The following is a 13,176-nucleotide window of genomic DNA, read 5'->3' as shown; positions in this document are numbered from 1 at the left end:
GGCCAGCTATTGACGCGTAAATTCGCCTTGTTTTCACTGAAAATCTTTGGCTAGAGAAAATAAATTTAAATATCACCATGATTCAATATGTTAGTAAATCTCTTAACCAGAGTTCAGGTTAAATAATCAATTAGTTATTTATTTAACACAAAAAAGCCGCTAATTGCGGCTTTTTTAATGTGCTTTTAAATAACACAGGTCTTAGGCTGAGTTATTTTTTTACCTGAGCATCTAACGATTCGCCATTCACTTCACTAGAATCGTTACTCATTAGATATAAATAGGTAGGCATTAAATCTTCTGGTGTAGCAAGCGCGTCTCTATCTTCACCTGGATATGCAGCAGCACGCATAGAAGTGCGCGTAGCACCTGGGTTAATACAGTTTACGCGTATGTTTGTTTTACCGACTTCGCACGCCCATGTTTGCATCATACCTTCCACTGCAAACTTTGAGATGGCATAAGGGCCCCAAAACTCACGGCCTTTACGGCCAACACCAGATGATGTAAACACTATTGATGCACTTTCAGATTTACGAAGTACAGGAAATAAGGCTTTAGTGATCATCGCTTGTGCAGTCACGTTTACTTTCATAATGTTTTCAAACGTTGATGAACAAAAATGTTCAAGTGGGCCGAGCGATCCTAAAATGCCTGCATTGTTAAGTAGCCCATCAAGGCGACCAAATTGAGATTCAATCGTTGCTGCAAGGTCACGGTAGTTTTGTTTTGTAGCACCTTTTAAATCCATAGGCACAATTGCTGGTTTAGGATAACCCGCATTAACAATTTCATCGTAAACACATTCAAGTTTATTAGTTGTTTTCCCTAATAAAATAACAGTCGCGCCGTATTTAGCATAGGTAATTGCCGCGACGCGTCCAATGCCATCACCGGCGCCTGTGATCAAAATAACTTTGTCTTTAAGTGCATTTTCAGTTGCTTGATATGTGTGCATAAAAGTACCAATCTATATAATTTTTTTAATTTTAACATAGCAAAACGTGAAGTAATCGAATTTATTGTAAAATTAGGTGGCGAAAATAGAAACTTTACGTTAAGTTTAACTGGTCTAATGTCTCATTAATAATCTGATTACATTGTTTTAACCTAATACACTGATAAAACACACTATAAAAATAAAATATGTGCGGAGCCAATAATATGAAAAAAATGCTACTTTCACTCTCGGTTACAGCTGCATTAGCAGGTTGTGGCGGTGGAGAAACGCTAAAAGATGTTAAAAATGATACAGCCCCTGTTATTCCTACAGCTACGGTAAAGTTTGATCCTGCAAAGGGAGTTATTTCTGTACCAAATGATTTATTAATGAGTGGTACCCGAGATGGAACCCTTAATATCCCAGATGAGCTTAACTCAGCGGGTGTGTCTATCACTCGTGCAGAATATGCAAATCCACAATTTGCAATAGGTGCACTCGATGGCTGGTCTACGCAAGTTCCTTTTAAGATAGATTTAACGTTTCCATCTTCAATAAGCTTAGACGAAGCATCAGCGGGTACACCAGGCTCAGTTCGTATTTTTGAAGTGATTATGGGTGCAAGTTTAACCGATGAGGAATGTGGTCAAGCCCCAGCAGGAACGGCATGTAAACTCGTTGGTGAACTCACCTTTGGTGTTGACTTCATCACGAAAGCATCGGGTGATGCGGTAGCGATTATCCCTTTAAAACCATTTAAAGCGGGAAGCTCATATATCAATGTACTAACGACTGAACTAAAAGATTCATTAGGGCGCTCAATAGAGCCATCTTCTACTTATGGGTTAGTCAAACAAGAAGTGCCACTCGTTACCGCCGCACAACTTGCGTTGCAAGGTGCAGTAAATAGTTACGAAAATGTAGTGGTGAGCTCAGGTAATATTACTAAAGATGAGATTATTTTTTCTGCTGCAATGACAATGCAATCAGCGGGACCAGTACTTGGTACAATCAAGCAACTGCTAGCGGTAAGTCTACAACAACCAAGCATGCCAACACCTGCTATACAAGTACCAGCTCAACCAATGGTAAATGTTCAAGATGTATTCAAAAACCAAGGAGTAGAGGTTTCTACTGCTTTTTCAGGTGTTCAATACCAAAAAGGTAGCATCATGTTACCTATGTACTTAGGGACTCCAACAGGCTCAGCGATCAGCGATTTAAACGATACATATTGGCAAGGTATGTGTGACAACGCAGTCGTAGTATCCGGGTATAAAGCACAGGCAGGTGATGCTTTCCCAGCCGAACCAATTAGCGTGAATGATGGCACATGTGCCGCATTAAGTGGTGGCAAACTGCGTGATTTAGGTCTAGATAGCACGCGTCATTTAACCAAATATAATACCATTCCAAAAATGCAAAGCATGGCCAATGTGCCAGTGCAAGTAACTAAGCCTATTTTACCTATAATTAATGGTGTACGTGCACAACTACAGCTACCTGCTATCGAAATGCCTGAAAATGGTTGGCCTGTTGTTATTATGCAACATGGTATCACTACGCAAAAAGAAAGCATGCTGGCGTTAACTGCTCAGCTTTCAATTCAGGGGTTTGCAACGGTCGCTATTGACCACCCTCGACATGGTGAGCGTGGTATTGATGTTGATGGCGATGGAAAAGATGACTTTAATGCGACAACAGACTCAGTACTGAGTTACATGAACTTAAGCTCATTGCTTGTTGCACGTGATAGCTTACGTCAATCAGCTGCCGATTTATTAGGTTTGCGTCTGGGCTTGAACTTTATCAACGATGCGACTATCAATAGTAAAGATGTTACCTACATCGGGCATTCACTAGGGTCTATTGTTGCGCCGGCATTTATTGCTCAAGCTAACAGCCCAATGGCTGAATCGATTGACCCACTGTTCAAGGTTAATACTGTTGCATTAGCAAGCGGCGGCGGTGGCGTTGCTAGTTTCTTACTAGAATCGGGCGCATTTGGCCCATTTGTACAAGGCTCTGTTCTTTTATCTTCAGGCACTACGGAGTCTGCTGAATTTGGCGCATTTACACAAGGTCCAGCTATCTCTAACTGTGGAGTAGCAGATTATAGTAGAGCCTTTACTTCATGTGCTTTTAAAGAATATGTTACTGCGCTTACCGTCGCAGGAGAAACAAGTAAGCTTGCAAATATTCAAGGTGTGATGACTAAATTTGCTTTTGCAGCACAAACAACGCTCGATAGTGGTGATCCGACTAATTATGCTGCAGCTGTAAAAACACTCGAAACACCGATTTATATGAATGTTGTTGTGGGTGATGGTGTTAATAATAAAGCGGATCAAGTTATTCCGCCTACCACAACGATTAACCCAATTGCAGGCAGCCTTCCGCTAGCAAACTTTATGGGCTTAGAAACGGTAAGTACATCGCAAGCGCTAAGTGCAACGCCTTCTAGCTATTTAGTTAAGTTTACCAAAGGGCACCACGGTTCAATTCTTACACCAGCACCAAATGAAGAAGCCGGTGCTGATGCTCAAGGAAGTGCAGCGGCTAATGCCGAGATGCAGCTACAAGTTGCAACCTACCTCGCCGCTCGCGGTCGTATGTTGGTAGTAACAAACAGCGATGTTGTGAATGATTAATAACCAGCAAAAAAATTAACCTTTCAAAGCCACTGCAAAGTGGCTTTTTTTTGTCTTAAAGCATGCTAAATTAGCTGAAATTTATTAATGGAGAAACCAGTTGGAATTTTTATACGAATACGGTTTGTTTTTTGCTAAAACAGTTACTTTTGTTATTGCTATCGCGATTATTTTAATGTTGATAGTAGGTGCTGCTGTTAAGCCGAAAGCTAAAAAAGGTGAGATACAAATAGATGATATATCAGAGCAATTAGTCGAACTCAAAGAAAGTTTTTTACAAAATACGCTTGGTAAAAAAGAACTTAAGGCACACCACAAGCAGCTAAAATCACAAAGTAAATTAGCCGATAAAGAAGAGCCTAAACCTCGTTTATATGTTATTGATTTTGTAGGAAGTATGGATGCTCACGAAGTGGAAAGCTTAAGAGAAGAAATAACTGCAATTATTTCTATTGCTGAGCCTAGTAAAGACAAAGTTCTTATTCGTTTAGAAAGTGGTGGTGGCGTAGTGCATGGCTATGGCCTTGCTGCTTCTCAATTACAACGTATTAAGAATGCGGGCATTCCTTTGAGTGTTTCAATTGATAAAGTGGCTGCTAGTGGTGGTTACATGATGGCATGTGTTGCAGATGAAATACTCGCAGCTCCGTTTGCCATTGTTGGCTCAATCGGTGTTATTGCACAAATTCCTAACTTTAATAAAATATTAAAGAAAAATGACGTGGAATTTGAACAAATAACCGCAGGTGAATTTAAACGCACATTGACATTATTTGGTGAGAATACGGATAAAGCCCGTGAAAAATTTCGTGAAGAAATTGAGCAAACACATGACTTATTCAAAACATTTGTGAGTACGCAACGTCCTAGTTTAGACATGAGTTTAGTCGCTACTGGTGAGCATTGGTTTGCAACTCAGGCCATTGAAAAAGGCTTGGTCGACGTAATAAAAACAAGCGACGATGCCTTATTAGATCAGCAACATGAACGCCAAATATATAAAATTAAATACAAAGTTAAAAAAGGGCTGAGTGATAAGTTAGCACTTGGTTTAAGTAGTGGAATAAATAAAGTGGGGGTAAACCTGCTCTCAAAGTTTAAGTCAATTAACCCTTAAACTTATATTATGAACGAAAAAAAACCTTGATTTATCACATCAAGGTTTTTTTTAAATCAATTGACTAATTAGTTAGTCAATTGATTTATGGTAATCTTCTAAATCTTTTGCGGCATTAGGGTCATTGAAAATACTCTCATCCAACTCTCCTTCAGATTTAGCCACAACACAAGTCACCATACAATCGCCCGTTACATTTACCGCAGTACGGGTCATGTCAAGCAATCTATCTACACCAATTATAATAGCGATACCTTCAACCGGTAAACCAACTTGGTTAAGCACCATTGCGAGCATAATTAAACCAACACCAGGCACACCTGCAGTGCCTACAGAAGCAAGCGTAGCTGTTAGAATAACCATTAAATAATCAGAAATAGTTAAATCAACACTAAATACTTGCGCAATAAATACGGTTGCAACACCTTGCATAATAGCGGTGCCGTCCATGTTAATGGTAGCACCTAAAGGAATAGTGAAAGAGGCGACAGAATTGCTAGCGCCTAGCTTTTTAGTGGCGGTTTCAAGTGTAATAGGCATGGTTGCACTAGAGCTTGATGTACTAAACGCAAATAAGCACGTATGTTTCATTTTTGCCAAGAAAATAGCAGGGCTTAGTCCTGTGAGAAGTTTTAGTAAAAGCGTGTAATTTACAAATGCATGTAACAGTAGGGCTAAAACAACAACAAAAAAGTATTTTGCTAAGCTTACAATTAGATCCAATTCTATAGTAGTAAAAAGCTTAGCCATTAAGAAAAATACACCGTAAGGTGCAATGTTCATTAATAATGTGACTAATTTTAAGATTACAGTGTTTAAATCTTCAAATACGGCCGTTACTCGTTTACCAGCTTGGCCGCTTAACGCCATAGCAATACCAAATAATAAAGCAAACACAATTACCTGTAACATATTACCTTTAGCCATTGCTTCAAATGGATTCGTTGGGAACATGTCAATGATAACTCTTGCAAGTGTAGGAGCTTCTTTTGCATCATAGCTTGCTTGAGAGGGAAGGCTGATCCCTTCACCTGGATTAAATAACAATGCCAGTGATATAGCAACGGTTATAGCAATTGCAGTGGTTAATAAATAAAGGCTAATTGATTTACCGCCTAAACGACCTAACTTTTTTGGATCGCTAAGGCTACAGGTTCCACACACTAGTGAAACAAAGACCAAGGGAACAACCAACATTTTTAAGCTGGCAATGAATATTTGTCCACCTACGTGAAAAATACCATCTACAAAAAAGGCTTTAATTGGCAAAGAGAATAATCCAAGTGGGATTAGATAATCGTCTTCACCAGCTAAAATAGCCTGAAATATAAAGCCTACTATAACGCCGAGGCCCATGCCTATCATGATGCGGGTGGTTAAACTCATTGAACGGATTTTTGACATATACCCTAATCTACTTTAAATAAATTTTGCCATAGACTACCAGTCTATAAATATTTATACAGAAAAAATTAGTATTTATTGAAAATTATTTTATATAAAAAAGTAATAAAAAACGGAGATTTTAAACTAACTTATAGGTTAATATTAGGTAAATGACGTTTAGCAAATATTAACTACACTAGGGAGAGGTAAATGCCTTTAACGCGACTGCTCAGTATTACATTACTTAGCTTTTTTCTTATGGCTTGTGGCGGCGGCGGAACACTTGAAAAAAGTGGCACGGTTGGTGGTGGCACCGACGGCACAGATACGAGCAGCTCACTTGCTTTACAGCTGACTATTTTAGATCAAACAGGGGCTGCATTTTCTGATTCGAACCCTGTGAGTAAAGATAACAAAGGCGTTGTGACAGCAACACTCACAAATAACGCTGTAGCACTTACTGACAAACTCATTACGTTCACCACAAAATTCACAGGGAAAATAACCCCAGAACTTGGCACGGCGCTTACCAATAATCAAGGTGAAGCAACTGTGAGCTTAAGCAGCGGTAATTTTAAAGGTGCGGGCGAAGTGGTCGCAACGTATGTAACTGATGATCAAACCATTACAAAAACGCTGGGCTTTATATCCAGTGGTGATGATGCGTCAAGTGAAGCGGCCGTAGTTGCAGTAGATATTAAGCTATTACAAGGATGTAATGACGGTTGGGACAGCGATAGAAACACAGTATCGCTCGAGCAAAGCTATGTTGCTTCTGGCTGTAAATCGGTTAATCAATTTTCGTCAGATGAACTGATTGATGTGTTAGTTAAAGTAACCGATACGAGCTCGGGTGATGGTTTTGTTGGTGTGATCAGTGATATTACGACTGATTTGGGAAGTTTGTTACCTGTCTCTGGTAAAGCACTAACAGACAATTTTGGCTTTGCAATTTTGAAATTACAACCTGGTGCGAACAGTGGCGCCGGTGAAATTACAGCAACATCAAAATCAACATCGAGTCAAAAAGCATTTGAAATCTCGACTGCTGAGCTGCAAGTTAATATTAGTAATGGTTTATTTAACAAATTAGATGCCAATGGTAACCCTATAGCAAATGAATACCAGCCATTAGCCGCTGGTGCGACAACCGTTATTAGCGTTGAAATATTAGATAGCAATGGACAGCGAGTAGTATCAACACTTGATGTGCAATTTAGTTCTAGTTGTACCCAAGCGGGTTTGTCAATTTTGGATGCAAACGCAAAAAGCATCAGTGGAATTGCAACGGCCACTTATCGTACCAATGGTTGTAGCGCCTCACTCGGCGACACCGTGACTGCAACCGTGCTTACCGGTGGCACACCTGTCGTTAAATCGGTTAACATTCCGGTATCAATTGCTGAGGTTGAGTCCATTGAATTTATGAGTGCAACACAAAATGTAATTGCACTTAAAGGGACTGGCGGACAATCGCGCTCTGAAACATCTGAAATCACGTTTAAATTAAAAGACAGAATCGGAAAACCGGTTGTCAGTAATAGAATGGATTTTCGTTTAAGTTCAACAAATGGTGGTATAAGCCTATCGCATAATAGTGTATTTACTGATGCACAAGGTTTGGCCCGCGTGCAAGTAAACTCAGGATTTGTCCCTATGGCAGTGCGAGTACAGGCTTGTTATATCCCTCAGAGTCAAATTCCAGCAAATCAAAATAATGATGTGACTTGTTGGCAAGACGTTTACTTAGAGTGTAAAAAAGATGCGTCACAAAGAAATGATAGTGTTTCGTGTCCTATTGGGGAGCTTTCTTTAGTTTCACTTGATGAACAAGTTGTAACTGTCTCTGATTTAGTCTCAATTAGTTCAGGTCTTCCTGATGGGAATAGTTTTACCGCAGGTGCAACGAGTATTAATATTGAAGCACTTGATTATATTGGTGACACTAATGAAATCTCAATTTTTCTAGCCGATCACTTTAACAATCCAGTACCCGACGGTACCACTGTTTATCTAACCACTGAAGGCGGTGCCGTTGGCACACTAGATGGAACTACTTTTAATCCACAACTGGAATGTAATACAGTGGATGGTGCATGCACGGCACAATGGCGCAACCAAAATCCGAAACCATTTACAGAGGCTAAATGGGGAAATCAAATCAGTTCTATAAATCCTAAAACAAATACTATTAATTGTGATCTGTATTTCAATGCAGCTGCGCCTTGTATGAATGGGATCACTAACGCAGCAGACGATGTTAACAATGGAGTTCCTTTAGGTGGGCGTGTAACCGTTGTTGCGACAGCGAAAGGGCAAGAATCATTTATTGATATTAATGGTAATGGCCGTTTCGATACCAATGAGTACTACAGTGGCTACGATTTACCTGAAGCGTTTGTCGATCATAATGAAAATGGGATATACGACGGATTAGCGGGTATTTATGACCCGGTCACAGCAACTGTAAAAAAAGCAGCCGAGTTTTGTAAAGAGGGTGATACAAATGATCCATGTAGCCCTAAAAAGACGAATGGCGGTCATTTTGAAGAGAGCTTTGATATTGACTCAAATGGTATGCATACTTTAGCTGATGGTAAGTACAATGGCCTATTATGTACAGAAGCGGCAACTAATCCACCTGCTAATGCAACCTTTGCAAGCCTATGTACAAAAGATTTACTCGATGTGCGTGAATCATTTCAAATTATATTATCGGGCAGTACTGTTTATAGTCGTTTTGTAGTTGCTAAAGATCACATTAAACAGCAATTACCAAACCCGTTGCTTACAAGTAAAATTGATAATTGTGAGAGTATTTATTCAGAAGTTGCTGCAAATGGTACAAATAGTGGGATTGTAGTCCTGCAGCTTGAAAAATCAGACAATAATCAATTTTGTGATGTTAATTTAATTGACTTAAGTTCAGGCAGTGCAACTAATCAATTAGCGAGTTTATCGTTTAGCATTTACTATTCAGATAGATATAATAACCCTATTCCCTCAGGAACTACGGTATCAATATCGACAAAAAATGGTAAATACGATGGTCGTGGCAGTCTAACTATGCTTGAAAGTGATTCGACTAAAGCACACTCAGAGCAGCTTACTATTAGTCGAGAAACAGATCCAAATGATGCAATTACGGGCTTATTAACGGTTTCATTTGAAACGCCTAAAGGTGTGCAAACACCATCGACACTGACTATTAGAGACGATGGTTAAAGGTTTATAATTGCTTTATTTGTAAAAATGCCAACCGAAAGGTTGGCATTTTTGTTTGTGTTCTATATATTCCACAGCAATTATCATAAAAACACCTGTTTGTTTAAATTAACAACAGAAATTGTTTGTTTATTCAGTAAATACTGAAAAGTTTGTATTAAAAGCTTGTAACAACTAGTGTTTGTAGATATACCTATAAATATTCGCGCCGCTTATAGCGGTAAACACATTTTTAATATTTGGTTAGAAATAGGCAACTATGGGCAAATCGCTAGTAATTGTAGAGTCACCTGCTAAGGCTAAAACAATTAATAAATATTTAGGTAACGATTTCATCGTAAAGTCTAGTATTGGACACGTACGAGATTTACCTACTTCAGGTTCGAGCAAAAATAAAGTGCCGGCAACTAAAACGCCTGCTGAAGTTCGTAAAATGGAACCAGAAGAAAAAGCAGCGTATAAAAAGCAACGAGATTATACTAATTTAGTCGCGAGAATGGGGATTGACCCTGATCAAGGCTGGGAGCCGCATTACGAAATACTGCCTGGTAAAGAAAAAGTTGTTCAAGAATTACAAAAGCTGGCAGAAAATGCAGACCAAATATATCTCGCAACGGATTTGGATAGAGAAGGGGAAGCAATTGCTTGGCACCTTCAAGAAATCATTGGCGGAGAGCCTGCAAAGTATAAGCGTGTAGTTTTCAACGAAATTACAAAAAATGCGATTCAGCAAGCATTTGAGACACCGGGCGAGCTAAATACCGATATGGTTTATGCGCAACAAACGCGTCGTTTTTTAGATCGTGTGGTTGGCTTTATGGTGTCACCGTTACTGTGGGCAAAGGTTGCTCGTGGACTTTCAGCAGGTCGAGTTCAGTCAGTTGCAGTGCGTTTATTGGTTGAGCGCGAACGTGAAATTAAAGCGTTTATCCCAGAAGAATTCTGGGATATTCATGCTGATGTTAAAAATAGTGAGTCTGAGTTGCGTTTAGAAGTAACTAAACAAGCTGACAAGCCATTTAAGCCAGTAAATGAAGCTCAGGCTAGCGCAGCGGTTAAAAGCCTTGAGAATGCCGAATACAAAGTTGTTAATATTGAAGAAAAACCAAGTAAGAGCCGCCCAAGTGCGCCTCTGATCACTTCAACAATGCAACAAGCGGCGAGCACACGCTTAGGTTATGGTGTTAAGAAAACCATGATGCTAGCACAGCGCTTGTACGAAGGCGGTTATATTACGTATATGCGTACCGATTCAACTAATCTATCAAAAGATGCAGTTGCAATGTGCCGTGAATATGTAACAGAACAATTTGGTGAAAAATACTTACCAAAAGATCCAATTAATTACAGCTCAAAAGGCAACGCACAAGAGGCGCATGAAGCTATTCGCCCATCGAGTGTAGCCGTACTTTCTGGCCATATTGAAGGCGTAGATGCCGATGCTAAAAAGCTTTATGAGCTTATTTGGCGTCAATTTGTTGCATGTCAAATGGTACCAGCAGAGTACGATTTAACTACTTTGACCGTTGCAGCAAACGATTTTCAGCTTAAAGCAAAGGGTCGTGTATTACGCTTTGATGGTTGGACTAAAGTTCAACCTGCAATTCGTAAAAAGAACGAAGAAGATCAGTCATTACCACCCGTTACACTAGGCGAAACCCTGACCCTTGTTGAACTTGATCCTAAACAGCATTTTACAAAACCACCTGCGCGTTTTAGTGAAGCGAGTTTAGTAAAAGAGCTTGAAAAACGTGGTATTGGTCGTCCTTCTACGTATGCATCTATTATTTCAACGATTCAAGACCGTGGTTATGTGCGCGTCGAAAATCGTCGTTTCTTCGCTGAGAAAATGGGTGAAATTGTTACCGATCGTCTAGTTGAAAACTTCACAGATTTAATGAATTTTGACTTTACCGCTAAAATGGAAGGTCGACTAGATGATATCGCAGAAGGCGAGCGCGTTTGGACCGAAGTACTTGATAAATTTTATGCTGATTTCTCAACGCAATTAACAGTCGCAAAAGATGAACCAGAGCAAGGCGGTATGCGCCTCAATGAAATGGTTGAAACGGATATTGAATGCCCAACATGTAGCCGCAAAATGGGTATACGTACGGCATCAACAGGCGTATTTTTAGGTTGTACGGGTTATAGTCTACCGCCTAAAGAGCGTTGTACTACAACAATGAACTTAGTGTCAGGTGATGAAGCCGTAGCAGCAGATGTTGAAGATGTTGAAACCGAAACATTAATGCAGATGAAGCGTTGTCCAATTTGCGAGACAGCAATGGACTCGTACTTAATCGATGAAACACGTAAATTACATGTTTGTGGTAATAACCCAGCTTGTAAAGGCCACGTTGTTGAAGAAGGCACCTTTAAAATTAAAGGCTATGACGGTCCAATTATCGAATGCGATAAATGTGGTGCTGACATGGAGCTAAAATCTGGTCGTTTTGGTAAGTACTTTGGTTGTAATAATGAAGAGTGTAAAAATACGCGTAAACTACTGAAAAGTGGTGAAGCAGCGCCGCCAAAAGAAGACCCTGTACATATAAAAGAGCTTGAATGTGAAAAGTCTGAAGCGTATTTTGTATTACGTGATGGCGCAGCAGGTATATTTTTAGCGGCCAATACTTTTCCTAAGTCACGTGAAACGCGTGCACCAAAGGTTGAGGAATTAAAGCGCTTTAGAGACCGTATTTCACCTAAATTTTATTATTTAGCCGATGCACCAGCACAGGATCCTGATGGCAACTTAGCGGTTGTTCGTTATAGCCGTAAAAATAAGTCCCAATATGTAATGACTGAAGTTGACGGTAAAGCAACTGGCTGGACTGCACATTATGAAGCGGGTAAATGGGTAGAAGAAGCAAAGAAAAAAGCAGCACCAAAAAAGAAGCCAGCTGCTAAAAAAGCCCCTGCTAAAGCAAAGGTTAAAGCGAAAGCTAAAAAAGAAGATGAATAAGCACGTTATCGCTTATTCATGACTTTTTATAGGTTTTAAAAAGCTATAAAAAAACCGGAACGCACAGCTTGTGTCGATTCCGGTTTTTTTTATCTATTTATATGTACTTCGCAATGGCTTTGTTAGCCGTACATATAATACCAACCTGCATAAATATTTGAACAATTTATCGAATTAAATCACTCTATAACGTTGTTAAAAATTTTTTATTTAGAACAACTAGATACAAAAATTTTTGCCTAGTTCTAGCGCGATTTTCTTATCGTTAAATAGACCACGTATATAAGCAGATTGGTATGAATATTATTAAATTTTTACAGACGATACTTTTTTGTAGCCTTCAGATTCAAGTTCATCATTTACACATTTTAATACGTAGGCGTTAAGTTCTGTATTGCTTACGTCGTCATCTTTAGCCCAGTTAACGCACATTTCTGTGTATTCTTTTATCATTTCGGCTGAAGCTGTTGGGGTGTCGTCTGCCACTGCGTAAGTTGCAGATACTGCAAATAAAGGCGCTACGATTAATGCTAGTAATGCTTTGTTCATTCGTTTATTCCTAAAAAATGGTATGACGATCGCAATACGCTTTCTCTCGTTAAGCGTAAGACAATAGTGCCCAATCCAGAACAGTTCTGTTGGTAAGTTGATTTTTAATCGAATTTGAGATAAAAGAAAACGAAATATTTTTATCGTGAGGATGAGTGATTTATACATAACCTGAACTCTGGTTAAGATATTTACTAATATATTGAATCATAATAATATTTAAATTTATTTTTCTCTAGCCAGAGATTTTCAGTGAAAACAAGGCGAACTTACGCGTCAATAGCTGGCCTATTGCAAGTAAATTCAACGTAGTTAGCGCTGAAAATAGCTGCTCGAGATA

General features: G+C 39.3%; 7 protein-coding genes. 4 read left to right on the top strand and 3 right to left on the bottom strand.

Going from position 1 to position 13,176, the window contains the following annotated elements:
- Positions 1–211 precede the first annotated feature (211 nt).
- Positions 212–958 carry a YciK family oxidoreductase gene (locus H5119_RS18885; protein ID WP_182703330.1) on the bottom strand — a complete coding sequence of 249 codons (747 nt, stop codon included), beginning with the start codon at positions 956–958 and terminating at the stop codon, positions 212–214.
- 206 nt (positions 959–1,164) lie between these two features.
- On the opposite strand from H5119_RS18885, the gene H5119_RS18880 reads away from it, so the two are divergent.
- Entirely contained in the window at positions 1,165–3,591 is a 2,427-nt protein-coding gene (locus H5119_RS18880) for a VolA/Pla-1 family phospholipase (RefSeq protein WP_182703329.1), read from the top strand.
- Between the two features lie 100 nt (positions 3,592–3,691).
- Positions 3,692–4,708 carry a protease SohB gene (sohB, locus tag H5119_RS18875; protein ID WP_182703328.1) on the top strand — a complete coding sequence of 339 codons (1,017 nt, stop codon included), beginning with the start codon at positions 3,692–3,694 and terminating at the stop codon, positions 4,706–4,708.
- 72 nt (positions 4,709–4,780) lie between these two features.
- Here sohB and H5119_RS18870 read toward each other — a convergent pair whose 3' ends face one another.
- Complete coding sequence (locus tag H5119_RS18870) at positions 4,781–6,112, bottom strand: dicarboxylate/amino acid:cation symporter (RefSeq protein ID WP_077537818.1); 1,332 nt, start codon at positions 6,110–6,112, stop codon at positions 4,781–4,783.
- Positions 6,113–6,304: 192 nt separating this feature from the next.
- On the opposite strand from H5119_RS18870, the gene H5119_RS18865 reads away from it, so the two are divergent.
- Entirely contained in the window at positions 6,305–9,319 is a 3,015-nt protein-coding gene (locus tag H5119_RS18865) for a hypothetical protein (RefSeq protein WP_182703327.1), read from the top strand.
- A 259-nt stretch (positions 9,320–9,578) separates the two neighbouring features.
- Positions 9,579–12,287 carry a type I DNA topoisomerase gene (gene topA / locus H5119_RS18860; protein ID WP_077537820.1) on the top strand — a complete coding sequence of 903 codons (2,709 nt, stop codon included), beginning with the start codon at positions 9,579–9,581 and terminating at the stop codon, positions 12,285–12,287.
- A gap of 306 nt (positions 12,288–12,593) precedes the next feature.
- On the opposite strand, the gene H5119_RS18855 is transcribed toward topA, so the two are convergent.
- Positions 12,594–12,836: a hypothetical protein gene (locus tag H5119_RS18855; protein WP_182703326.1), complete on the bottom strand. Its 243-nt coding sequence runs from the start codon at positions 12,834–12,836 to the stop codon at positions 12,594–12,596.
- Between the last annotated feature and the right edge of the window lie 340 nt (positions 12,837–13,176).

Origin of the sequence: Pseudoalteromonas sp. SG45-5 (assembly GCF_014164085.1) — a bacterium.
In the GTDB taxonomy this organism is placed as follows: domain Bacteria; phylum Pseudomonadota; class Gammaproteobacteria; order Enterobacterales; family Alteromonadaceae; genus Pseudoalteromonas; species Pseudoalteromonas aliena.
The sequence above is the reverse complement of the archived record's forward strand: the minus strand, read 5'-3'. Positions and strand labels throughout refer to the sequence as shown.